23 protein-coding genes and 1 pseudogene are annotated in these 23319 nt (G+C 42.9%); 15 read left to right on the top strand and 9 right to left on the bottom strand.

Annotated elements, in window-relative coordinates; translation table 11 throughout:
* Positions 1–16: 16 nt before the first annotated feature.
* On the bottom strand, positions 17–1744 hold the full coding sequence (locus M1D65_RS05725; protein ID WP_456270806.1) for an ABC transporter substrate-binding protein: 1728 nt from the start codon (positions 1742–1744) through the stop codon (positions 17–19).
* Between the two features lie 113 nt (positions 1745–1857).
* Here M1D65_RS05725 and M1D65_RS05720 point away from each other — a divergent pair, with 113 nt between their 5' ends.
* Together M1D65_RS05720 and M1D65_RS05715 are read left to right on the top strand one after the other, a co-directional pair.
* A complete protein-coding gene (locus M1D65_RS05720) occupies positions 1858–3063 on the top strand; it encodes an MDR family MFS transporter (protein WP_101501968.1) in 1206 nt (401 codons plus the stop codon).
* A 106-nt stretch (positions 3064–3169) separates the two neighbouring features.
* A complete protein-coding gene (locus tag M1D65_RS05715) occupies positions 3170–4324 on the top strand; it encodes an AbrB family transcriptional regulator (protein WP_101501967.1) in 1155 nt (384 codons plus the stop codon).
* A 212-nt stretch (positions 4325–4536) separates the two neighbouring features.
* On the opposite strand, the gene ntdR is transcribed toward M1D65_RS05715, so the two are convergent.
* The gene (gene ntdR, locus M1D65_RS05710) at positions 4537–5526 is read right to left on the bottom strand and encodes an NTD biosynthesis operon transcriptional regulator NtdR (protein ID WP_014479382.1); all 990 of its coding nucleotides are present in this window, start codon (positions 5524–5526) and stop codon (positions 4537–4539) included.
* Positions 5527–5629: 103 nt separating this feature from the next.
* Between ntdR and ntdA the strand changes: the two genes are divergently transcribed.
* The 4 genes from ntdA to glcP all read left to right on the top strand — a co-directional run bounded on the left by ntdA (position 5630) and on the right by glcP (position 10118).
* Complete coding sequence (gene ntdA, locus M1D65_RS05705; protein WP_163117573.1) at positions 5630–6955, top strand: 3-dehydro-glucose-6-phosphate--glutamate transaminase; 1326 nt, start codon at positions 5630–5632, stop codon at positions 6953–6955.
* Positions 6927–7775, top strand: a complete 849-nt coding sequence (gene ntdB, locus M1D65_RS05700; protein ID WP_017696578.1) for a kanosamine-6-phosphate phosphatase — start codon at positions 6927–6929, stop codon at positions 7773–7775. The genes ntdA and ntdB overlap by 29 nt, the downstream gene beginning before the upstream one ends.
* Positions 7776–7788: 13 nt before the next feature.
* The gene (ntdC, locus tag M1D65_RS05695; RefSeq protein ID WP_456270805.1) at positions 7789–8841 is read left to right on the top strand and encodes a glucose-6-phosphate 3-dehydrogenase NdtC; all 1053 of its coding nucleotides are present in this window, start codon (positions 7789–7791) and stop codon (positions 8839–8841) included.
* Between the two features lie 71 nt (positions 8842–8912).
* Positions 8913–10118 (top strand): glucose/mannose transporter GlcP, encoded by a 1206-nt coding sequence (glcP, locus tag M1D65_RS05690; protein WP_131227289.1) that lies wholly within the window; start codon positions 8913–8915, stop codon positions 10116–10118.
* Positions 10119–10274: 156 nt separating this feature from the next.
* Here the strand turns inward: glcP and M1D65_RS05685 are convergent, their stop codons facing one another.
* The 4 genes from M1D65_RS05685 to M1D65_RS05670 form a co-directional block, all read right to left on the bottom strand.
* Positions 10275–10802, bottom strand: a complete 528-nt coding sequence (locus tag M1D65_RS05685; protein WP_003245853.1) for a MarR family transcriptional regulator — start codon at positions 10800–10802, stop codon at positions 10275–10277.
* 76 nt (positions 10803–10878) lie between these two features.
* Complete coding sequence (locus M1D65_RS05680; protein ID WP_456270804.1) at positions 10879–12378, bottom strand: monooxygenase; 1500 nt, start codon at positions 12376–12378, stop codon at positions 10879–10881.
* 179 nt (positions 12379–12557) lie between these two features.
* Complete coding sequence (lepB, locus tag M1D65_RS05675; RefSeq protein WP_003233128.1) at positions 12558–13064, bottom strand: signal peptidase I; 507 nt, start codon at positions 13062–13064, stop codon at positions 12558–12560.
* Between the two features lies 1 nt (position 13065).
* The gene (locus M1D65_RS05670; RefSeq protein WP_010886465.1) at positions 13066–13689 is read right to left on the bottom strand and encodes a TVP38/TMEM64 family protein; all 624 of its coding nucleotides are present in this window, start codon (positions 13687–13689) and stop codon (positions 13066–13068) included.
* Between the two features lie 151 nt (positions 13690–13840).
* Here M1D65_RS05670 and M1D65_RS05665 point away from each other — a divergent pair, with 151 nt between their 5' ends.
* The 3 genes from M1D65_RS05665 to M1D65_RS05655 all read left to right on the top strand — a co-directional run bounded on the left by M1D65_RS05665 (position 13841) and on the right by M1D65_RS05655 (position 16077).
* On the top strand, positions 13841–14212 hold the full coding sequence (locus M1D65_RS05665) for a hypothetical protein (protein ID WP_064671203.1): 372 nt from the start codon (positions 13841–13843) through the stop codon (positions 14210–14212).
* 198 nt (positions 14213–14410) lie between these two features.
* The gene (locus M1D65_RS05660) at positions 14411–14611 is read left to right on the top strand and encodes a DUF3311 domain-containing protein (RefSeq protein WP_064671202.1); all 201 of its coding nucleotides are present in this window, start codon (positions 14411–14413) and stop codon (positions 14609–14611) included.
* Entirely contained in the window at positions 14608–16077 is a 1470-nt protein-coding gene (locus tag M1D65_RS05655) for a sodium:solute symporter family protein (RefSeq protein ID WP_249852619.1), read from the top strand. Before M1D65_RS05660 ends, M1D65_RS05655 begins: the two co-directional genes overlap by 4 nt.
* A 43-nt stretch (positions 16078–16120) precedes the next feature.
* Here M1D65_RS05655 and M1D65_RS05650 read toward each other — a convergent pair whose 3' ends face one another.
* Positions 16121–16390, bottom strand: coding sequence for an excalibur calcium-binding domain-containing protein (locus tag M1D65_RS05650; protein ID WP_038829151.1), 270 nt, complete (start codon positions 16388–16390; stop codon positions 16121–16123).
* Positions 16391–16606: 216 nt separating this feature from the next.
* Between M1D65_RS05650 and M1D65_RS05645 the strand changes: the two genes are divergently transcribed.
* Positions 16607–17506, top strand: coding sequence for an SDR family oxidoreductase (locus M1D65_RS05645; RefSeq protein ID WP_041851019.1), 900 nt, complete (start codon positions 16607–16609; stop codon positions 17504–17506).
* 46 nt (positions 17507–17552) lie between these two features.
* On the opposite strand, the gene comK is transcribed toward M1D65_RS05645, so the two are convergent.
* Positions 17553–18131, bottom strand: a complete 579-nt coding sequence (gene comK, locus M1D65_RS05640) for a competence transcription factor ComK (RefSeq protein WP_029317573.1) — start codon at positions 18129–18131, stop codon at positions 17553–17555.
* A 292-nt stretch (positions 18132–18423) separates the two neighbouring features.
* Between comK and M1D65_RS05635 the strand changes: the two genes are divergently transcribed.
* On the top strand, positions 18424–18657 hold the full coding sequence (locus M1D65_RS05635; protein ID WP_003233142.1) for an IDEAL domain-containing protein: 234 nt from the start codon (positions 18424–18426) through the stop codon (positions 18655–18657).
* Positions 18658–18684: 27 nt separating this feature from the next.
* On the opposite strand, the gene M1D65_RS05630 is transcribed toward M1D65_RS05635, so the two are convergent.
* Positions 18685–19542, bottom strand: coding sequence for an SDR family oxidoreductase (locus tag M1D65_RS05630; protein ID WP_021479616.1), 858 nt, complete (start codon positions 19540–19542; stop codon positions 18685–18687).
* Positions 19543–19653: 111 nt separating this feature from the next.
* Between M1D65_RS05630 and M1D65_RS05625 the strand changes: the two genes are divergently transcribed.
* From M1D65_RS05625 to M1D65_RS05610, 4 genes and pseudogenes are all read left to right on the top strand, one after another.
* Entirely contained in the window at positions 19654–21183 is a 1530-nt protein-coding gene (locus M1D65_RS05625; protein WP_064671201.1) for an FAD-dependent oxidoreductase, read from the top strand.
* Between the two features lie 54 nt (positions 21184–21237).
* Positions 21238–21816: pseudogene (locus M1D65_RS05620) on the top strand (protoglobin domain-containing protein); the annotation flags it as partial.
* Positions 21817–22104: 288 nt separating this feature from the next.
* Positions 22105–22620 (top strand): methyl-accepting chemotaxis protein, encoded by a 516-nt coding sequence (locus tag M1D65_RS05615; protein WP_326255844.1) that lies wholly within the window; start codon positions 22105–22107, stop codon positions 22618–22620.
* 134 nt (positions 22621–22754) lie between these two features.
* Positions 22755–23315 carry a biotin transporter BioY gene (locus tag M1D65_RS05610; RefSeq protein ID WP_003233151.1) on the top strand — a complete coding sequence of 187 codons (561 nt, stop codon included), beginning with the start codon at positions 22755–22757 and terminating at the stop codon, positions 23313–23315.
* Positions 23316–23319 lie beyond the last annotated feature (4 nt).

Raw genomic sequence — 23319 nt, 5'->3', positions numbered from 1 at the left:
AAAAAGAACCCTCTTTTTATTTGGACAGCCATACGGAGTACAAATCAATCCATCCCTCTTCATCAAGCACCAGGCCTTTTACATTTTTACTTGATGTCACCTGGAGCACATTTTGATACAGCGGGATCGCGTTCAGCTCCTGTATCATCTGCCGGTCAATGTCACGCAGGATGTTGATTCTCGAACAGCGGTCAGGCATGGAAAACATCCGCTCTATCATTCCTGAGCAAATCTGTGTCAGCTTTTCAGATAGATGCTGATACAAGAAACTGTTCTCCGACAGCAGCAAATGCAGAAAACCAAACTCGCTGTCTTGATAAAACGTCGCACTGTCATGAATGATATCCGCCATCTGCACGGTTTCCGGCCGTCGCAGATCAGCAGCATCACAGAATTGAAGTGTAAGCCTGATACCGTGCTGGGCGCAAATATTTTGAATCCATTCGGCGTCCTCACGATGATCCGTTTCCGAAAAGGTATAAAGCACGATTGTTTCGCCCTCGTAACCGCTTTTCTTCAACAATTCAGATGGCGAAACGCCCTCCCACTCAAAAGAACTCGGATGCAAAAAGGACGTAACCGGGATTATTCGGTGCCCTCCCGCTTCACGAACGAGCCGTTCAGAGGAAATTAGCAGCCGGAGCGCTTTTCTAAAGCTTCGGTGCTGAAGAGGCCCCTTCTTTTTCAGATTGAGCGACAAATACTGAACATGCCGCTCATCAAAAACAGTTTGCTGCTCAGGACATGTTTGTTTTTCTTGAATGGTAAAACCGTTCATCTCTCCGGCTTGCTCAGAAAACACAAACTCAACGCGATCCAAATAGGGGCGTCCCTTGAAGTAGCGCTCATTGGCTTCAAGCACAAGCATCCCGCTGTGTTGCTGATTCACCTGAAAAGGCCCTGTTCCATTTTTCCCGCCGCCCTGTTCTGCCGGCAGTATGGACAGCCGTTCATCACAAAGAGCATACGGCAAAAGCGCATTCGGCTTATCGAGTATGAGTTCCACACAATAAGGGCCTTTTTCTAAGACTTGTTTCACTCCGTGCAGAAGCCATTTATACGGGTTGTCAGCCAGTTCCAAAAAGCGCTTAAATGTAAACGCAACGTCCCGCGATGTCAGCGGCTGTCCATTATGAAATGTCACACCTTTTCGAAGAAAAAATCTCCATTGTTTTTTTCCGACCTCTTCCCATCCATGAACCAAATGAGGCTTCGGCTCCTGCATATCCGAATCAAACGTGAAGAGTGTATCAAATATCTGTTTGACGAAATGGCCCTCAGACCGCAAAAATATTTGGCATGGATCCAAACTGCTGACAGATTCAGGCGTGATGAACAGCCGCAGGACATCCTTCGCCCCATTCTCGCCTGTCTCCGACACAAATCCGAATACCTCTGAAAGCCACATGTTATATTCGTTTTGAAGCCCTGGAAACGCGGACTGATACTGCTGAAGCAGCTCCTTTGCCTTTTTAAGCTTTCCTGACATGGTATATTCCTTGGCAGTTTGAAGAAGCAGTTCCTCAGGCCTCCGAAGAAACGCAATTTTAGATTTACGGCCGCGCCCCGCCCCGCTTTCCCGGATAATCCAATTGCTGTTCTCCAGCTTATGTAAAATGAGCTTTGCATTTCTTTCTGTACAAAATAAACAGTCGGCAATCTCAGTGAGCGTCATTTCGTTCATTTGTCCATACTCGGCGCAGCCTGTTTTTACAAGCGCCACGTAGTGCTCTATCAGCTTCAATCCCCGCACCTCCCGACAAAAGGGGAACTTTTATTTCTTCTTTTCTTCACTTTTTGGGCCGCCGCCCCTTCTATACACTACTACTATATCAAACAGCGAAAGGCGGCGATCACATGTTGACCAGTTTTCACTCTATAAAATCAAGATATACCGCTCCCGTTCGGCTCCGCTTTTTCGGCGAATTGCTGACAAGCCTGACAGGTGCAATGATGGGACCTTTTATGGTGCTGTATCTGCATGAACAATTAAACGGCAGTATCATGATGCCAATGCTGATCATCAGCCTTCAGCCATTTGCTGATATTTTCCTGACGCTCACTGCAGGAAAGGCGGCGGACCGGATTGGGCGGCGCACAGCGATTTTGACCGCATTGCTTCTTCAATCAGCGGCAATGACAGGGTTTGTATTTGCTGAGCATGCGTATGTTTTCGCTATTCTCTATGTCATGAATGGCATCGGAAGATCGTTGTACATTCCCGCTTCCCGCGCCCAAATCGCTGAAAGCACGCCGGAAAGCAGACGTTCGGAAGTGTTTGCGGTCATCAATGCGATCTATTCAGCGGGTCTGACGGCAGGACCGCTAGTGGGGATGCTGCTGTACAATCATAACCCCGTGTGGATATTCGCATTAGATGCTGCAGCATTGTTTATCTACTTTCTGATCGCTGCACTGAAACTGCCTGAGACAAAGCCGCTACACCCAGCTGTTACCCCGAAAATGTCCGCGAGCTTTACGATATACAGGCCTGTCCTGCTTCTTTTGCTGCTTTCTCTCCCCATAAGCATGTTATATGCACAAACAGAAACAACATACAGGCTCTTCAGCAAAAACATGTTTTCTGATTATCTGTCAATACTGACGATCTACTCGGCGGCAAAAGCTTTATTCAGCTTTGTTCTCCAAGTTCCTCTTGTCAAAGGGACAGAAAAGCTTTCAATGAAAACAATCCTTTTCATTACTTATATTTGCTACTCCCTTACGGCTGCCGGTTTTGCATGCTCAACCTCCCTGACAATGCTTTTAGTGACGGCAGCGGTGATGACGGTTGGCGAAAGCATCGGGCTAACCCACATCCAGACCTTCATATCGAAATTGGCGCCGCCTCATTTGCTGGGCCGGTTTTATGCTGTCTATGGTCTGCATTGGGATATATCCCGCTCAATCGGACCGCTGGCAGGCGGGCTGATCCTGACATCATTTGGCGGAGAAGTGATTTTTTACGCTCTTGCCGTGTGTCTGCTGACAGCGGGTTTATCTCTGACTTACACAATAGAAAAGCTCGAACACAAGGTCATAAGAAAAGTGAATCGCTTATAGAAAATAATTCATAATTTCTTTATCAACAAAAATATACTATAGTAATAAATACATTCACTACGTGAACAATTGGAGTGTTACGTGAAAAAGGAAGAAGGGTTTTACATTGAAGAAAGACGAAAATCTCCTCAAAGATCTATGGTTTATCGCAATCAGTGCAGCCGGGGGGTTTATTCTTTCATTAACCGGAATATCAATTGGATGGATGATCGGAACACTGATTGTCGCCTGCTGCCTCGCCATGATACGGCCGGCATGGCTGATGATGGCACCAGACCAAAAAGGAATTAACCGACGATGGCTCGCCCTCGGGCAGATGATCCTCGGCATCGAATTGGGCCAAAAGCTGAATTTATCCGTTCTCTCTGTTCTCAAAGACCATTGGTTTTCAGTCGGCGTTATGCTGATATTGTCTATCCTGCTGGCCATGCTGTCAGGATATGTGCTTTGGCGTTTCAGCAAAACGGATATGATGACTAGCTTTGTCGGCACCGCTCCCGGCGGGCTTTCCGCCATGCCGAGCATCGCACAGGAAGTAGGCGCCAACACCGCTATAGTCAGCCTCGTTCAAATGATGCGTGTGCTGCTCGTGGTGCTTTCCATTCCGTTTTTAGTCATTCTGATCTATACAAAACAAGATCATACCGCAAGTGCCGCAGCAGAGACGATTTCTTCTGCAACGACAGATTTTAGGCTCGCTCCCGTTTTATGGACCGTCATTCTTATTCTCGCTGCCTGGGGAGCCTGCAAAGCTGCGAAATTTTTAAAATTTCCAGCTCCATGGCTGCTCGGCAGCATGCTCGGTGTAGCAATTGTACATCTTGGCGGAGCTGCGGTGACAGGGCACGACATGACGGCATGGTGGCCATCACAAGCTAACCATGTATCACAAGTATTTCTCGGGGCAACGATCGGCTCTAAGATGTACAAAAGCATGTTTGCCGGCGTCACCCGTATTATCATCGTCGGGTTTGTCTCGTCCGTCGGTTTAATCGCAGCAATGTTTTTGAGCGCCGTGATCGTTTCCGAGCTGACAGGAATTTCGCTCATCACTTCTGTTCTGGCCTTTGCGCCCGGCGGGATTGCAGAGATGGCGACGACGTCAGTTACCTTACATGCTGATTCCACCTTTGTAGTTGCGGTTCAGGTCATTCGCGTCATTCTGGTTATTGCCCTGCTGCCGCCGTTTTATCGCCTGCTTCACCATCTTCATGGTGAAAAAAAAGACAAAAAGAGCTCAATCAGCGGCAGTAGTGCCTAGTTGAAAAAAGGGTTCAAGAACTTTTAATTCGCAAACCATCGAGATGAGGAAATATAAGCGGATTTTCGTTGTTAATGGATCAGGTTTGAAGTGAATGCTGCCAGAGGGTGAAATGAAAGAAATAATTGACGACTTACGATTGAAAAAGAGGTTAAAATGAATAACCTCTTTTTCTTATATAAAGATATAAAATGATAAAGGGAAATCTATCGTTACGTTGATTCTCTTATAATAAGCTTTGTTGGCAGTTTAATAATTCTTCTGTTTAAAGTGGCATTACCCGAAATGGACTCGATGATTTTCAACACAGCCTGTTGACCTAATTCTATTACGGGGATATCAATTGTTGTTATGGTCGGAGTAACGACTTGGCAGATCAATTGGTTGTCAAAACCAATTACAGCTAAGTCTTCTGGAACTTTAAAGCCATTTTTCATCGCCTGTTTAATAATCCCTGCGGCGACTTGATCATTTCCTGTAAATATTGCTGAGGGTCTGTCCTTTAGATCCTTTATCTTATGAAAAACACGAAAGCCATCCTCGATATTAAACATTTCGCCGAATATCCATTCGCTTCTATGATGTAAATCGTAATCTTGTAAAGCTTTCAAATAACCCTCTTTCCTCTGACATTGAGCTTCGCTATATGGAGTATCAAAACAAAACCCAATTTTTTTATGCCCTCTTTCAATTAAATGTACTACCCCCATGTATGTAGCTTCAAATTCATCATACCCAATTATCGTGATGTCCGCTGAGTGATGATATTCATTACATAATAAGATAGGACCATACTTTAAGAAAGGGGATATCTGATCCCATTCATTTTCTAAAGTTCCAAGAATAATACCATCCACTTCTTTATGCTTCAATAACTCTAACAATTCTAGCTCTGTCTGTTTGTCATAAAAGGTCTGAAATACAATTACCTTGTAATTCTTAAACAGTGCTTCATGAGAGACCCCTTTTATTAATTGAGCAAAAAATGGATGGTCGATACTCGGAACCGATAAAGCTATCGTTTGTGTCTTATTTCTCCTAAAATTCCGAGCTAAATAATTGGGAGTGTAGTCAAGTTCGTTAATTGCCTTTAAGATCATATCTCTTTTTTCTTTCGACACATAAGGATGATTATTCAATACTCTTGACACTGTGGTTTTAGACACGTTGCATAATTTTGCTATTTCATCAATTGTAGGCATATTTTCCCTTCCTTAAAAAAGTTGTTGACATGTTACCGATTTCAGAAATTAGGATAAATTTGTAATAAATTTTTAGATTATAAAATCATTGGAGGTACTGTTCATGCAAAAACAGGTTAAGATTTCAGGTAAAAGCAAAGAAAACATGTCACTATTAAAACACTTAAAAGGTGACGTACAAGGAAAAGAACTTGTTATTGAAGACAGTATTGTAAACGAGCGGTGGAAACAAGTATTAAAAGAAAAGATAGATATTGAACATGATCTTTTCAACTATCAAAAAAATCGTGAAATCAGTAAAGTCCCTTTTTTGCCTGTAGACAGATTAATAACCAATGATGAAGTGGAAGATATCTTAAATACATTAACTGAAGTTTTGCCAACTGGAAAATTTACGAGTGGTCCCTATTTAGAGCAATTCGAAAAAGTTTTATCTACATATTTACATAAAAGGTATGTAATTGCAACCAGCAGTGGAACCGATGCTATTATGATAGGTTTATTGGCTTTAGGGTTAAAACCAGGGGATGAAGTTATCATGCCGGCTAATAGCTTTTCAGCTACTGAAAATGCTGTGTTAGCTTTGGGAGGCGTTCCTATCTATGTAGATATTAACCCACAAACATTCTGCATCGATCCTGACAAAATTGAAGAAGCAATAACTCCTTATACAAAGTTTATTCTACCTGTGCATTTATACGGAAAACATTCAGACATGCAGCATATCCGTCAAATCGCAAATCGTTATAAATTGAAAGTAATTGAAGATGCCTGCCAAGGAATTGGACTGACAGACTTAGGAAAGTATGCAGACATCACTACATTAAGTTTTAATCCCTATAAGAATTTGGGTGTATGTGGCAAGGCTGGGGCAATAGCAACTGATAATGAAGAACTCGCTAAAAAATGCATTCAATTTAGTTATCATGGTTTTGAAGTAAATGTAAAAAATAAGAAAGTCATCAATTTTGGATTTAATTCAAAAATGGACAATTTACAGGCAGCAATTGGTTTAGAGAGAATGAAGTACCTTTCATTAAACAACTTCAAAAGACTGTTCTTGGCGGATAGATACATTACCCAATTAGCAGAGTTGCAGAATAAAGGCTTTATTGAATTACCAGAATTAAGTGAAGATCATGTATGGCATCTGTTTCCTATTAAGGTAAGAACAGAAGATAGGGCAGATATCATGACTAAATTAAATGAAGATTTTGGTGTTCAAACAGATGTATATTATCCAATACTGTCTCATATGCAAAAAACTCCTTTAGTACAGGACAAGTATGCAGGACTCCCATTGGTTCATACGGAAAAGGCTCATAGTCAGGTACTGCATTTGCCTTTATATCCGTCATTTACTTTAGAAGAACAAGACAGAGTAATGGAGGGACTGTTTCATGTTATTAAGCAAGAAATCGGAGTATAAAACGTTATCCACGGTTGAACATCCTCAGTATATTGTTTTTTGTGATTTTGATGAAACGTATTTTCCGCATACAATCGACGAACAAAAACAACAAGACATTTATGAACTCGAAGACTATCTAGAACAAAAAAGTAAAGATGGGGAACTAATAATCGGATGGGTTACTGGGAGCAGTATAGAATCTATTATCGATAAAATGGGACGAGGAAAATTTAGATATTTTCCGCATTTTATAGCTAGTGATCTTGGAACTGAAATTACGTACTTTTCAGAGCATAACTTCGGTCAGCAAGATAACAAGTGGAACAGTCGCATAAATGAAGGGTTTAGTAAAGAAAAGGTTGAAAAACTTGTGAAACAGCTGCATGAAAATCATAACATTCTTTTGAATCCTCAAACTCAATTAGGAAAGTCACGGTATAAGCATAACTTCTACTATCAGGAACAAGATGAAATAAACGACAAGAAAAACCTATTAGCAATTGAAAAAATCTGCGAAGAATACGGCGTTTCAGTAAATATAAATCGGTGTAATCCCTTAGCAGGCGATCCAGAAGACAGCTATGATGTAGATTTTATCCCCATAGGGACAGGAAAGAATGAAATTGTAACGTTTATGTTAGAGAAATACAACCTAAATACCGAAAGAGCTATCGCATTTGGGGATAGTGGAAATGATGTTCGTATGTTACAGACAGTAGGGAATGGATATCTGCTAAAAAATGCAACACAGGAAGCCAAAAACTTGCACCACCTTATAACTGATAGTGAGTACTCAAAAGGAATTACTAATACCTTAAAAAAATTAATTGGATCATGAGGAGGAAATAAAAATGAAGAAGATAGGCATCATAGGTGCAGGTGGTATTGCAAGAGCGCATGCAACTGCTTTATCTACAATAAAAAATGCAGAGTTAGTAGGGGTATATGACATAAATCAACAAAACGCGGAAAGCTTTGTGAAAACTTTCGGCGGGAAGTCATTTGAAAACGTAGATGAACTAATTGATGCCTCAGAAGGTTTAATTGTAGCATCACCAAACTTTTGCCATAAAGAACATGCTTTGCAAGCATTAGGAAAACATAAGCATGTTTTGTGTGAAAAGCCTATGGCTATTTCTCTTGAAGAAGCAGGCATAATGAAAGATACTGCTGAAAGGTTGAGCGTAAGAGCCAGTATGGGATTTAATTATAGATATTTATCTTACGTAAATATCTTAAAAAGCTTAATTATCAATAATGAACTAGGTAACATCCTGTCCATAAAAGTACACTTCAAGAAAAATAGTGCACTTAGACGTAAGAAGTTTACTTGGAGAGATGACGCTAATAGTAAGAAAACCAGCGGGTCATTGGGGGATCTGGGTATTCACCTTATTGACATGGTATGGTATTTGTTCGAGAGTGATTTCATCACAGAATCAGTAAGGGCAAAGATGAACACAAATGTAAAAACAAAAGAGGATAAACAGGTACTTGTAGATGACTATGCAGAAATTTATGGCCAGCTGAAGAACAAGGTATTTGTAAATATCATCACATCAAAATGTTCTGTACCTGAAGACTGTGGTTTTAGCATTGAGGTAGTTGGACACAAAAAAGAGTTTAAATACCACACAAGTAATCCTCACGTTTACAAACTCATAGATGGCTTGAACGTGGTAGACTGCCCAGTACCGCAAAGCCTATTAAACGATCCGCCAAACGAGTTTTATGGATGGGCTGATTCTTTTAGAAGCGAGTTAATCAATTGGATTGCATCAACTCAGAATGATTGGGTTGAGATCCCTTCTTTTAGTGATGGTTTTAGATCTCAGGAAGTATTAGAAATGTTCTTTGAGAAAGACAGCAACTCTCAACCAATGTCTGTTTCAGCAGTCAACTAGTATTTCAAAGAGAGAAGTTACTAAAAAAGCAGGAATTTACTTTCCTGCTTTTTCATATAGGGGTGTAATGAATGTTAAGAGGGACATATTTATTCGGATATGCTTTCTTTTTTACAGTAGGTATTATCCATATATCAACAGGGAGTTTGACACCATTTCTATTAGAGGCTTTTAACAAGACAACAGATGATATTTCGGTCATAATCTTCTTTCAGTTTACCGGATTTCTAAGCGGAGTATTAATCGCACCGTTAATGATTAAGAAATACAGTCATTTTAGGACACTTACTTTAGCTTTGACAATAATGCTTGTAGCGTTAAGTATCTTTTTTCTAACTAAGGATTGGTATTATATTGTTGTAATGGCTTTTCTCTTAGGATATGGGGCAGGCACATTAGAAACGACAGTTGGTTCATTTGTTATTGCTAATTTCGAAAGTAATGCAGAAAAAATGAGTAAGCTGGAAGTTCTCTTTGGATTAGGCGCTTTATCTTTCCCATTATTAATTAATTCCTTCATAGATATCAATAACTGGTTTTTACCGTATTACTGTATATTCACCTTTTTATTCGTCCTATTCGTAGGGTGGTTAATTTTCTTGTCCAAGAACCGAAAGTACGCTAAGAATGCTAACCAACAAGTGACCTTTCCAGACGGAGGAGCATTTCAATACTTTATAGGAGATAGAAAAAAATCAAAGCAATTAGGCTTTTTTGTATTTTTTGCTTTCCTATATGCTGGAATCGAAACAAATTTTGCCAACTTTTTACCTTCAATCATGATAAACCAAGACAATGAACAAATTAGTCTTATAAGTGTCTCCTTTTTCTGGGTAGGGATCATCATAGGAAGAATATTGATTGGTTTCGTAAGTAGAAGGCTTGATTTTTCCAAATACCTTCTTTTTAGCTGTAGTTGTTTAATTGTTTTGTTAATTGCCTTCTCTTATATAAGTAACCCAATACTTCAATTGGGTGGTACATTTTTGATTGGCCTAAGTATAGCGGGGATATTTCCCATTGCTTTAACACTAGCATCAATCATTATTCAGAAGTACGTTGACGAAGTTACAAGTTTATTTATTGCCTCGGCAAGTTTCGGAGGAGCGATCATCTCTTTCTTAATTGGATGGAGTTTAAATCAGGATACGATCTTATTAACCATGGGAATATTTACAACTATGGCGGTCATTCTAGTAGGTATTTCTGTAAAGATTAGGAGAACTAAAACAGAAGACCCTATTTCCCTTGAAAACAAAGCATCAAAAACACAGTAAAAAACGTATAAAATAAAGATACTAATAGACATATCGTATAAGCAGTGCAAATTCCTGAACATCTTGAATTTCATTCTTCAAGAGGAAATCTGATTTACGTTACAGCCTTGAAAAAGATAGAAAAAAGCGAAAAACACGCACCGCAGTGCGTGTTTTTTATTTAAAAATGCTAGGAAGCCCCCCTTCAATTTCTTCTGACGACGGATACCATTTTGTCACCAGATCCCGAAACAGCCGTTCCGCAAAAAGAATCTCTTCCTCGGTATAGCGGTCAAAAAATGACAGAAAACGCTGTTCAGCCTTCTGATGATAATATTTGTGCAAACTGTGCAGCTTTTTTCCAGCAGGCGTCAATCGGAAGTAGACCTCCTTTTTATTATCGCTAAGCTGTGTTCTGTGAAGGAAGCCTGCGCCGAGCAATTTTGTGCTGATGCGTGATACAGTCGCTTTTGTCGTATTCATTTTTTCTGCTATCGACGTGACATTAATTGGTTCATTGTCCCCGACACAGGATAGAACATGAATTTCTGTCATCGTCAATTGAGATTTACTCCCGTGCTCTACATCCAGCTTCCTCAATTCGTCAGATAAAAAGGCTTTAATAAGCCCCTCCCATTTCTCCTGTTGATGAATGAGCTCCGCATACAATTCAAAAAGATTGCGTTTCGTATGATCTGTGTTCATCGGGTTTTCCATCCTTTTTCATTCGATTGTTTCTTCTATCATACCGTTTTGTTACAGATGAAACAATCGAATTGAATTATACTCGGCTGGTGACGGAAAACCAGCGGCTGATCCCTTTTTGAATCACCTCGGAACAATCGGGCGCTGATGCATCCACCGCCCAGGCTACATGTCCATCGGGACGAATCAATATGGTATGCACATCCCGCAACTTTTCATTCGGTTCTGCAAGCGAGGCGGTTACCATACGTAAGCCTTTCACTTCGATATGATCATCAGCTTCCTGCCTCAATGACAGCAAAACGAATGTCCCGTTTTGGAGAAAGCTGTACAGCCGTTCCGAATTGCCGTCGGAAAGAATCAGCTTCATGTCAGGGAGCCTTGCCCCGTTCAAACGATTCGGCGGCATGGTACGATCAGCTTCATATCTGACATCGAGTGCAGAAATTTGCCCTGCTACATATCGATTCACATCAGGGAAGGCCAGCAGCTCCGACATCATGCTTCGCAAATGGAGGCCTGCTTGAGTGAAATCGATCAGCTTTGTCTGTGCCTCCGTGTTTCTGAGGAGCCCTTCAGCTGCCGGGTGCCGCTCGTCATGGTAGCTGTCCAAAAGCCATGAAGGCGCAGAGCCTTTGATGGCCGCCGCCAGTTTCCACCCAAGGTTCATTGCATCCTGAAGGCCGACATTCAGCCCTTGCCCGCCCGCTGGAAAATGAATATGCGCGGCATCACCCGCAAGAAAGATTCTGCCGTCCCGATACCGTTTCGCTTGGCGCGCGGCGTTCCCGAACCGCGACATCCACGAAGGATCGCTTAAACCAAAGTCAGTTCCGCAAATTCGCAGGAGGTCAGCTTTCAGCTCTTCCTCAGTCACAGGCACATCTTTCGGCGTTTGCGTGCGATAAGGACTGATCACAACGACACGGTATCGGTCTGGAGATAACGGAACAATCATAACACCGCCCTCTTTTGTGCAAAGGGACAGCTCGCCTGACGGCGGCGGAGAAAGGAGCGCCACATCCCCAAGCGCAGCGGTGACAGTGCTGTCTGTTCCCGGAAACTCAATTTTTGCCTGTTTCCGGACGGTACTCCCGGCGCCATCTGCCCCAACGGCAAACTTGCTTGTGATCGTCCGTACACTGCCGTCCCGATCCTTAAAAATCGTTTGGACCGCTTCCCCGTTTTGCGTAACCGACAGCGCCTCTGCACCCCGAAACACCTCTGTTCCCAGCCTTCGTGCATGATCTTCAAGCAGCTTTTCTGTTTTGGACTGCGGGAGCAAAAGCGTGTAAGGACAGCTCGTATCCAAGCCTGAAAAATCCAGACGGGTATCCAGCATTGAAAAATGTCCGGAAGGTATCTTGCTTCCCTTGGATACGAACCGCTCTAAAATCCCTCTCATCTCAAGGAGCTCCAGCGTTCGGGGATGCAGCGTCAACGCCTTGGAATGCGGAACAGGTTTTTCAAGCCGTTCAATCACACATGTTCCCACTCCGGCCATCGCAAGCTCAGAAGCCAGCATAAATCCAACCGGTCCTCCTCCTATAATCACTGCTTCATATTTCATCATCATTCACCACTCCTTTTGTTTCATGAAAAACGAACAAAAACCAATAAAAACGGCCCTCCAATCAAAAAATATATAAATTTTGTTGCACAGGTAACAATTTTGATTATAGCTCCTTGCAAATTTTTCTTCAACACATTTTTCCAAACGGCATACAAAAAGACGCCTCTTCCATTAGCGTCTTTTTATTCGGCATCAGAAATCACACCGACAATATTTTTTTCTCTTATCGGACCAAAATGCCGGCTGTCGAAGCTGTATATGCGATTATCTCCAACGACAAAATATTTTCCTTTCGGCACCTTGCTTGTTCCCGTCACATCTTTCAAAGAAAAATCACCCGTTACATGGCTGCCAGCAGAAACAGATTTCAAATGCTTCAAAAATGGCTCAGCAACCTGCTTTCCGTTCACATACAGCTGATCATCTTTATATTTGATCGTTTCACCGGGCAAGCCGATTACCCGTTTAATCAGCACTTTATGATCAGGGCCTTTAAAAAGGACGATGTCAAAACGATGGATGGTTTTAAATCGATGCGAAAATTTATTGACCAACAATTCGTTTCCTTCCTGGAAGGTCGGGTTCATACTGACGCCTTCTACCTTGTAATCAATAAAGACAGCATTTTTAACCTGAATGGCGAGAACAACGGACACTACACCGGCAAGAAACCAAAACCGTTTTTTCATGTTACTGTCTCCCTCCATCATGCTCACGCTGACTGGCTCTTACATGCAGATACCGCTCCACCTTTTTGCCGACATACCATAAGACAGTGATCACCAATACGGCGATGACCGTTCGAATCGGCTGTGTAATCAGCGCGTGCAGATCATATCCGATGAAGCTGATCATAAAAATCATGACAAGCTTCCCCGAGGCTGCCGCCAAAATAAACGGCCGCGTTCCGATCCTTGACAAACCAGCAACCACATTCACCGCGGCTGACGGTGTAAATGGAAAACAAAGCAGAAGAAACATGGGACCGAAGCCGTGCCTTTCCACCCATAACATCAGCTTTCTTACAGACGGATGACTGCGGATAAATCCAAGCAATTTTCTCTGTCCGTATTGACGGACAATCAAAAATACGAGAATGGAACCAGCAGTTGATCCCGCCCAAGACAGGATGAATCCTTCCCACAAGCCAAACGAGTTCGTATTCGCCACCACAAACACGATCAGCGGCAAAAACGGGAGAAATGCTTCAATTAAAGGCAGCAGCACAGCTATGAGCGGACCGAAAGCCCTATAGCTTTGAAATAATTCAGTTAAATGTTCTTGTGTCAAATAGGATAAAAAATGCTCCAACATTTATACTCCTTACCGGGTTTGTCTATCCTTATTCTACACATTATCAGCAGAAAACTAAAAAGTTTTGGTGATTTTTTCTGTCTTGAAACATTTCACCAGCCGATATAGAATACAAATAGAACAAACGTTCCCTTAGAAAGAAGGAGTCAATATGCCAAATCTGCAGGAGGAAATATACGATTTAATTGAACGGGCTCTCTTTTTGCCCATGGCCATTACGATTTTTAACCGTGATCTCGCCGGAATTGAAGAAAGCACATTAAAATTGAAGCATCCTTATAAACAGCTTATCGGCGAATCATTAAAAATAGCACAAAAGGATTTGATGGAGGTCAGAAAAGAACTGAGGAAAAGAAAAATTGCAATCCGCGAGACGGAACGCGATGAGGCCTTTACGCTCTATACATTTGTCATCGACGGTTATGAAGAAAACCATCGCTATTTTAATCCGCGAATCCGTGAGCAGGTCAGCGAATTATTAACATACTATCTATTTGCCCCGGACAGACTCCGAGCCTTTTGAATCATACTGCCCGTTCCCTCTTCGGGCGATTCAGAGCATTAATTTCAGACAATTCACACTATACAAACAAAATAAATTTATTTATAATTCGAACCACAGCCTTTCACCCTAAAAAGTGACATGCGCTGCCATATCTGCGACATCATTTTCAGTACGCTTAGGCTTGTACACCCCAATCCTAAATAGAAGGAGGATTCTATGAAACTGATTCACGTTCTTGCCGCTTTGCCCTTTATCGGAATCTTACTCGGCATCCCTTTTGCAAATAAGGTGACCCCCTATGTGTTCGGCATGCCGTTTATTCTTGCCTATATTGTGATGTGGGCTCTTTTGACCTCTGCGCTGATGGCGATTGTGTATGTCCTCGACAAGGAAAATAAAAAGGAGGAAGCAAAATGAATGCAGCTCTCATCATCATTTTCGGTGTCCTGCTCTTGAGTATTTTTCTCGGTATACGCGCCCAAAAAGGAAAAGACATGAACCTGGAGCAGTGGACGGTTGGAGGGCGCGGCTTCGGAACTGTGTTCGTCTTCCTTTTGATGGCAGGCGAAATTTATACTACTTTTACGTTTCTCGGCGGCAGCGGCTGGGCCTACGGAAAGGGCGGTCCAGCCTTTTATATCATCGCCTACGGATGTCTGGCCTACATCCTTTCTTACTGGCTTCTTCCGGCAGTTTGGACGTACGCGAAACAGCATAAACTGATGTCGCAGTCTGATTTTTTTACAAAAAAATACAACAGTCCGCTGCTTGGCATTCTCGTTTCACTGGTCGGCATCGCCGCACTCATTCCCTATCTTGTGCTGCAGCTGAAAGGCCTCGGGCTGATTGTATCGGAAACCTCGTACGGCAAAATCCCCCCGACCGCCGCCATCTGGATCGGCGCTATATCCATCACGGTTTATGTTATGGTTTCCGGCATTCACGGGTCTGCCTGGATATCGGTTGTGAAAGACATCATGATTCTGGTTGTCGTTTTGTTTTTAGGTGTGTATTTGCCAATTCATTACTACGGCGGATTTCAAGACATGTTTCAGCAGATTGAAACGGCAAAGCCTGGCTTTCTTACGCTCCCCGAATCGGGACAAAGTGCGGCATGGTTCAGTTCAACCGTACTCTTGACAGCGCTCGGGTTTTACATGTGGCCTCACACGTTTTCCGCTTCGTATTCAGCCGAAAACCCAAAAGTCTTTCGTAAAAACGCCATCATCATGCCTTTGTACCAGCTGGTCCTGCTCTTCGTCCTTTTCGTCGGCTTCGCGGCTATCCTGCAAGTTCCAGATCTGAAAGGCGCAGACGGGGATCTATCGCTTTTGAGACTGTCTCTGCAAGCATTTGACCCTTGGTTTGTCGGAATTATCGGTGCTGCCGGACTGCTGACAGCACTTGTGCCAGGGTCTATGATCTTAATGTCCGCCTCCACGCTGTTTGCAAAAAATGTGTACAAGGTAATTGCGCCCCGCACGACAGAACAACAGGTATCGGCTCTTGCTAAGTTTTTAGTGCCGGTGATTGCGTTGATTTCGGTGTATTTTACCTTCAAAGGCGGGAATACCATCGTTACGTTGCTTTTGATGGGCTACAGCCTTGTCACACAGCTATTCCCCGCCCTTTTGTTCAGCCTGTTCAAGCATAATATGGTGACAAAGCAAGGAGCCTTCGCCGGCATTATTGCAGGTGTCGGAGCAGTTACTTATATTACAATGACGGAAACGACGATCGGCACTTTATTTCCGGCGCTGCCGCAAGCCGCAAAAGACTTGAATGTAGGCATCGTTGCCCTGCTTTTGAATATCTCGGTCATGATGGCAGTCAGCCTTATGACAAGGAAGGCGAAAAGCGCTGCGGCCGATCAGGCGGCTTAAGCAATAGAAAAAGCAATCTGGACACCAGATTGCTTTTTCTTATTTACCGTTCACAGGCGATAAGATCTTTATCGCGGTCTTTCTTTTTATTGGCATCGTAAAGCGCCTTAGAAACGTAAGGCTTGTACTTTGTTTTTCCGCCTTTGTTTTTCGCCTTCGAAGTGCGAGCCACTCCGCCTTTGTATACTTTGTTTAACTCCTTGCAGTTCTTATAGACCTTCACCTTTGTTTTGGCTTCCGCCACATGGTCAGCTCCGTATGAAAAACCGAAAACGAGACCGAGTGACAGCAAAACCGCGGCCGCTTTTTTCATGACGATTCACTCCCCCAACACCCAATATTTAGTTGATTTATAGCTCGAATTTATCATAATTCATATAGTCTTATTTGACAAGATAAATATGGAAGAAGTCTTTGTTTTTTCTTGTTTTCTTTTTCCTTCACTATTCAAACTGCCAAAACATGTTTTTCTGCTTATGCTCAGGGGTACACATACGAATGTACACCAAACAGAAAAGGAGCGTTGATGATGTCTGATTCAAATCTTACGAATCCTATAAAAGCATTTTTTCATGATGAATTTCCTGAACAATATCAAGAGCCGCCAGGCCTGCAAAAGAACATGAAGCCTGTCCCTGATTGCGGAGAAAAAAGCTACAAAGGATCAGGTAAACTAACGGGTCGAAAAGCGCTTGTCACGGGCGGCGATTCCGGTATCGGCCGCGCTGCCGCGATTGCTTACGCCAGAGAAGGTGCCGATGTGGCCATTAACTACTTGCCCGAGGAACAGCCAGATGCTGAAGAGGTAAAAGAGCTGATTGAAGCAGAAGGCCGAAAAGCAGTGCTGATCCCCGGAGATTTGAGCGACGAATCCTTTTGCCAAGATCTAGTCAAACAGTCGCATCACAAACTCGGCGGACTTGATGTGCTAGCGCTCGTTGCAGGCAAACAGCAAGCGGTCGAAAACATCGAAGATCTGCCTACTGAACAAATCTATAAAACATTTGAAGTGAACGTCTTTTCCCTTTACTGGGTTGTAAAAGCGGCGCTTCCGTATTTGCCGGAGGGAGCTTCAATTATCACAACTACCTCAGTTGAAGGCTATAATCCAAGCCCGATGTTGTTAGATTACGCAGCAACAAAAAACGCCATTATCGGCTTTACCGTTGGACTGGGAAAACAGCTTGCTTCCAAAGGCATCAGAGTAAATTCAGTTGCACCCGGACCAATTTGGACACCGCTGCAAATTTCCGGCGGACAGCCGACGGAAAACATCCCGAAATTCGGACAAGGCACGCCGCCAGCTCCATTAAATCGCGCTGGTCAGCCAGTGGAATTGGCCGATGTTTATGTATTTCTAGCTTCAGAGAATTCAAGCTATGTGACATCTCAGGTATATGGCATCACCGGAGGAATTCCGACGGCATAGCTTTATGAAAGGAGCTGCCCTGTTCGGTCAGCTCCTTCCTATTTTTCTAATACCGTTCTCCGAGCTCACGCAAAATAAAATCATAAATCATCTTCGTCCGCTCTTCTTTCGGGTACAGCATAAATTCCTGTCTTTTCGGCACGCGGTGGTCGATTCTGTCTTGGAATTTGGTTCTGAGCCACGCTGTTCGGTATACCTGGTTCTCGAACGAATTATAAGAGATCGGCAGCTCCATCGTTTTCCCATTCGAAAACGTCACTTCCGTATCGTCGAATTCAGTCGCTTTGAATTCTTTTACATGCACATGGGAAATCCAGCCGCATTGGGGTCTTGTCGAAGAAAGTGTAGGGAATAAAAAGATTTGGTTCGAAGGGTCCACCATGATCGGCGGCTTGTGTGAAATTTTTGTCACTTCATAAGTTCCTGCTTTTCTTCCCGCATAGCTTGATCCAAAAAATCGGCAGCTTCTGTCGACAATTTGCAGCGGCTTCATGTTGACATAAAACACGCAATCTTTTTCAATAATTCTGGAACAGATTTTGCCGTCTATTTCTTCTGGCAGCACGGCAATTGTTGCGCCGTTCACTTCATACGATTCTAAAGGTGCGTCTGTTTTCTGACTCATATTATGGCCTCCATCCTTTTTCTGCAAAATTTATACTAATAATCTATCATCTGTTTTTGTAAAACGACAGGTTTTTTTAACATTTAAGATAAAATCATCTTTTAATGATATTTACTGGCACTAAATGACTAGTAATAAACCGATTTTACTTTCATAAGATTTGCCGGTTTACGGCATTTTGCAGGATATGTCGATAGATTGCCAAGTATTAGTTGTCTAAAAATTATAAAAATTTATTGATTTTTTCGACCGTTATCCATATACTATAAAAAAGGCATTGGGGGGATTCTTTATGAAAGAGAAAAAATCGTACACTGAGCTCATGAAGTCCCGCAACACGCAAAAAACAAAAGAATTCGATGTCACAATGACGGATATTTACATTCAAATGGTGCTCGATGAATCCTTGTATAACCGTCGGCTTGCCATGCTGACGGACCAAATTAACAAAGCCTTGGACGAAAAAGATAAAGATGCGTTTCTTACGCTCTCTAAAGAATATGCAGCGCTCAAGCAGAGCGAATAAGCCAATCCTTCAAGGATTGGCTTTTTATTATCCGTTCACAATTGTTCCGCCATTGACGTGAATCGTCTGCCCTGTGACGTATGTGGAATCGTCGCTGGCAAGGTATAGATAGCTTGGCGCCACTTCGACCGGCTGTCCCGGGCGTTCCATCGGCACGTCTGAACCAAACACTTCCACGTCTTTTGCGGCAAAGCTGGCCGGGATAAGCGGTGTCCAAATGGGACCCGGTGCCACTGCATTGACCCGTATGCCCTGCTGAACAAGCGACTGGGAAAGGGACCTTGTAAACGTAACGATCGCGCCTTTTGTCGCTGAATAATCGATCAGCGTTTTATTGCCTTTATAGGCGGTAATTGAAGCGGTATTAATAATAGAGCTCCCTTTTTTTAAATGAGGCAGCACTGCCTTTGTTAAGTAAAACATGGAAAAAATGTTTGTTTGGAAGGTTCTCATCAGCTGGTGGCTGGTGATTTTTTCAATGCTTGGCTGGACATGCTGCTCAGCTGCATTGTTAACCAATATATCAATGGATGGAAACACTTGGCTTGCCTGCCCGACCACATCATTGCAAAACGCTTCATCCCCGACATCTCCTGCAATCAGCAGGCATTTTACCCCTTCCTTTTCTACATACTGCTTTGTTTCCTCGGCGTCCTGATGTTCATTCAAATACACAATGACCACATTAGCCCCTTCTTTTGCGAATAACACCGAGACAGCGCGTCCAATCCCGCTGTCTCCTCCAGTAATAATAGCGGTTTTGCCCTCTAATTTTTTCGCTTTCTTCGGCTTATCAAAAACCGGACGCGGGTCCATCAGATATTCAAAACCAGGCTGCTGGTTCTGGTGCTGAGGCGGTAATGTTTTCTTTTTTTGATTCGCCAATGAAATCACTCCTTTTCAACCTTATTATGTTATGAACAATGCCTGCTTCCTATGTATGAAAAGATAGAATATGGAAAAATTAAGAATAAATCTGATTGGAGGTATAACGGCTTGGCTAATCAACATTTTGCAAAGGAAGCACCTGAAACATACTGGAAAACATCAACTGACCTGCCTTCTTTTCCTGCGCTTCAAGAGGACACTGAATGTGACGTCACCATTATCGGAGGCGGGATTACGGGAATCACAACGGCATATGAACTTACGAAGAGAGGCTTCCGTGTCGTTTTGATTGAAGCAAATCAGGTTCTTAACGGAACCACTGCGCATACAACTGCTAAAGTTACCGCACAGCATGACATGATATACGACGAATTTATCCGCCATTTCGGATTAAACCATGCGAGGCTTTATTATGAAGCAAACCAAAACGCAATTGATTACATAAAAGGCATTGTGGATGAACATCAAATTGATTGTGAATGGATCGAGCAAGACGCATATCTTTATACGGCAAATGAAAAAAATGTTCAAAAAATCCGCACCGAGCATGAGGCATACACAAAGCTGGGAATTGAAAGAGACCTTATCAAGGATCTTCCAATTCCCTTAGGTTCTAAGCTGGCGCTTGTCATGAAGAATCAAGCTCAATTTCATCCGCTTCAATACTTAAAAGCGCTTCTGGAGCAAATTGTTCAAAAAGGCGGCCGAATTTATGAAGAGACCGTTGCGCTTGATATCAAAAAAGGCGAAAGGCCCGAAGTGGTAACAAAAAGCCGGCACGCCATTAAGAGCCGCTTTATCATATGCTGTTCCCACTTCCCTTTTTATGACGGAGGCGGATTATATGCTGCGAGAATGTACTCCGACAGATCTTATGTCCTTGCCATCAAGCCGAAGATCGAGTATCCCGAGGGCATGTATTTGAGTATCGATCAGCCGTCAGTGGCGCTCCGCTATACGGTTGTAAACGGTGAAAAGCTGATTCTCTTCAGCGGAGTAAGCCATAAAACAGGCCAGGGAAAAGCCATGTCTACACATTATGAAACACTGAGACAACTGGCCGAAAGCTCCATCGGCATCGAAAGCATTCCATATTATTGGTCCACACAAGATCTAGTGACGATCGACAAAATCCCGTTTATCGGGCCGATGTCGGAAAATGAGGACAATATTCTAGTAGCGACCGGGTTCAAAAAATGGGGCATGACGTCCTCAGCAGTCGCAGCCACTCTATTGTCAGACCTTGTAGAGAAAAAAGACAATCCATACGAAAGCATTTTCACTCCGTCCCGTTTCCATCTGAATCCCGGGTTGCAGAAAGTGATTTCCTACAATGCCGATGTCGCCAAGCATTTGATTAAAGGAAAGCTTGAAAAGCCTGATGTCCAATTTGAAGACATTTCGCCAGGAGAAGGGAAAGCCGTCACCATAAACGGCAGGCGAGCGGGAGCATTTCGGGATGAGACAGGCTGCCTCCATCTCGTTGATACGACTTGTACCCATTTAGGCTGCGAGGTCGAGTGGAACGACAGTGAGCATACGTGGGATTGTCCGTGCCACGGGTCACGCTTTAAGCCATCTGGCGAAGTTGTAGAGGGTCCGGCCATTAAACCATTAAAACAAATAGATCTCGATTAAACCGTTCATTTTAATGAACGGTTTTTCAAATATTTTTCATCTGCAGCTTCATTCATGTTTCCCTTGGCCGATAAAAAAGAAAAAGGCTTAAAAAGCCAAAAAGTAAAAATTATATTTTTCCCAAGGGGGATCATTGTATTGTTATTTAAAAAAGACAGAAAACAAGAAACAGCTTACTTTTCAGATTCAAACGGACAGCAAAAAAACCGCATTCAGCTCACAAACAAACATGCAGATGTCAAAAAACAGCTCAAAATGGTCAGGTTGGGAGATGCTGAGCTTTACGTGTTAGAGCAGCTTCAGCCACTCATTCAAGAAAATATCGTAAATATCGTTGATGCGTTTTATAAAAACCTTGACCATGAAAGCTCATTGATGGATATCATTAATGATCACAGCTCAGTTGACCGCTTAAAACAAACGTTAAAACAACATATTCAGGAAATGTTTGCAGGCGTTATCGATGATGAATTCATTGAAAAGCGTAACCGAATCGCCTCCATCCATTTAAGAATCGGCCTTTTGCCAAAATGGTATATGGGTGCGTTTCAAGAGCTTCTTTTGTCAATGATTGACATTTATGAAGCGTCCATTTCAAATCAGCAAGAACTGCTAAAAGCCATTAAAGCAACAACAAAAATCTTGAACTTAGAACAGCAGCTTGTCCTTGAAGCGTTTCAAAGCGAGTACAACCAAACCCGTGATGAACAAGAAGAAAAGAAAAACCTTCTTCATCAGAAAATTCAAGAAACCTCTGGATCGATTGCCAATCTGTTTTCAGAAACAAGCAGATCAGTTCAAGAGCTTGTGGACAAATCTGAAGGCATTTCTCAAGCATCCAAAGCCGGCACTGTAACATCCAGCACTGTTGAAGAAAAGTCGATCGGCGGAAAAAAAGAGCTAGAAGTCCAGCAAAAACAGATGAACAAAATTGACACAAGCCTTGTCCAAATCGAAAAAGAAATGGTCAAGCTGGATGAAATCGCGCAGCAAATTGAAAAAATCTTCGGCATCGTCACAGGCATAGCTGAACAAACAAACCTTCTCTCGCTCAATGCATCTATTGAATCCGCCCGCGCCGGAGAACACGGCAAAGGCTTTGCTGTCGTGGCAAATGAAGTGCGGAAGCTTTCTGAGGATACGAAAAAAACCGTCTCTACTGTTTCTGAGCTTGTGAACAATACGAATACACAAATCAACATTGTATCCAAGCATATCAAAGACGTGAATGAGCTAGTCAGCGAAAGTAAAGAAAAAATGACGCAAATTAACCGCTTATTCGATGAAATCGTCCACAGCATGAAAATCAGCAAAGAGCAATCAGGCAAAATCGACGTCGATCTGCAAGCCTTTCTTGGAGGGCTTCAGGAAGTCAGCCGCGCCGTTTCCCATGTGGCCGCTTCCGTTGATTCGCTTGTCATCCTGACAGAAGAATAACCATCAAAAACCGGTCTGCCATACGGCCGGTTTTTTTGCGTTCATTATGTAAACTTAAATTAAAAATCAGTTGACATAATAATTACCTGCATTTATTGTATAACCATATTTGATTACTGTTTGGAGGATTTCACATGCTGAAATTAATCGACATGATGCATATTGCGATTTTCACCGCGCTGATGGCAGTGCTCGGCTTTATGCCCCCTCTCTTCTTATCCTTTACACCCGTTCCGATTACATTGCAAACACTTGGTGTCATGTTGGCAGGCAGCATTCTCAGGCCAAAGTCTGCTTTCTTAAGCCAGCTTGTCTTTTTGCTGCTCGTCGCCTTCGGAGCGCCGCTGTTGCCCGGCGGACGAGGCGGTTTTGGTGTGTTTTTCGGACCGAGCGCAGGCTTTTTGATTGCTTATCCCCTCGCTTCATGGCTGATCAGTTTAGCCGCTAACAGGCTGCGGAAGGTGACAGTATTGCGTCTCTTTTTCACTCATATCGTATTCGGCATCATCTTTATTTATCTGCTTGGTATACCGGTACAAGCTTTTATCATGCATATTGATTTGTCACAGGCCGCCTTCATGAGCCTTGCATATGTGCCTGGTGATTTGATAAAAGCGGCTGTATCTGCATTTCTGGCGATAAAAATCACTCAAGCCTTGTCTCTTTCTGATACGATGTTTACAAAAGGAGGATGACACT

This window comes from Bacillus sp. JZ39 (assembly GCF_053903145.1).
This window is presented reverse-complemented; position numbering and strand designations above follow the sequence as displayed.

What these genes read in the sequence shown, in the direction of transcription:
- M1D65_RS05720 (WP_101501968.1), top strand. Translation starts at nt 1,858, where the DNA reads ATGTTGACCAGTTTTCACTCTATAAAATCAAGATATACCGCTCCCGTT.
- ntdR (WP_014479382.1), bottom strand. Translation starts at nt 5,526, where the DNA reads ATGCCTACAATTGATGAAATAGCAAAATTATGCAACGTGTCTAAAACC.
- ntdA (WP_163117573.1), top strand. Translation starts at nt 5,630, where the DNA reads ATGCAAAAACAGGTTAAGATTTCAGGTAAAAGCAAAGAAAACATGTCA.
- ntdB (WP_017696578.1), top strand. Translation starts at nt 6,927, where the DNA reads ATGTTATTAAGCAAGAAATCGGAGTATAAAACGTTATCCACGGTTGAA.
- ntdC (WP_456270805.1), top strand. Translation starts at nt 7,789, where the DNA reads ATGAAGAAGATAGGCATCATAGGTGCAGGTGGTATTGCAAGAGCGCAT.
- glcP (WP_131227289.1), top strand. Translation starts at nt 8,913, where the DNA reads ATGTTAAGAGGGACATATTTATTCGGATATGCTTTCTTTTTTACAGTA.
- M1D65_RS05685 (WP_003245853.1), bottom strand. Translation starts at nt 10,802, where the DNA reads ATGAACACAGATCATACGAAACGCAATCTTTTTGAATTGTATGCGGAG.
- M1D65_RS05680 (WP_456270804.1), bottom strand. Translation starts at nt 12,378, where the DNA reads ATGATGATGAAATATGAAGCAGTGATTATAGGAGGAGGACCGGTTGGA.
- lepB (WP_003233128.1), bottom strand. Translation starts at nt 13,064, where the DNA reads ATGAAAAAACGGTTTTGGTTTCTTGCCGGTGTAGTGTCCGTTGTTCTC.
- M1D65_RS05670 (WP_010886465.1), bottom strand. Translation starts at nt 13,689, where the DNA reads ATGTTGGAGCATTTTTTATCCTATTTGACACAAGAACATTTAACTGAA.
- M1D65_RS05665 (WP_064671203.1), top strand. Translation starts at nt 13,841, where the DNA reads ATGCCAAATCTGCAGGAGGAAATATACGATTTAATTGAACGGGCTCTC.
- M1D65_RS05660 (WP_064671202.1), top strand. Translation starts at nt 14,411, where the DNA reads ATGAAACTGATTCACGTTCTTGCCGCTTTGCCCTTTATCGGAATCTTA.
- M1D65_RS05655 (WP_249852619.1), top strand. Translation starts at nt 14,608, where the DNA reads ATGAATGCAGCTCTCATCATCATTTTCGGTGTCCTGCTCTTGAGTATT.
- M1D65_RS05650 (WP_038829151.1), bottom strand. Translation starts at nt 16,390, where the DNA reads ATGAAAAAAGCGGCCGCGGTTTTGCTGTCACTCGGTCTCGTTTTCGGT.
- M1D65_RS05645 (WP_041851019.1), top strand. Translation starts at nt 16,607, where the DNA reads ATGTCTGATTCAAATCTTACGAATCCTATAAAAGCATTTTTTCATGAT.
- comK (WP_029317573.1), bottom strand. Translation starts at nt 18,131, where the DNA reads ATGAGTCAGAAAACAGACGCACCTTTAGAATCGTATGAAGTGAACGGC.
- M1D65_RS05635 (WP_003233142.1), top strand. Translation starts at nt 18,424, where the DNA reads ATGAAAGAGAAAAAATCGTACACTGAGCTCATGAAGTCCCGCAACACG.
- M1D65_RS05615 (WP_326255844.1), top strand. Translation starts at nt 22,105, where the DNA reads ATGAACAAAATTGACACAAGCCTTGTCCAAATCGAAAAAGAAATGGTC.
- M1D65_RS05610 (WP_003233151.1), top strand. Translation starts at nt 22,755, where the DNA reads ATGCTGAAATTAATCGACATGATGCATATTGCGATTTTCACCGCGCTG.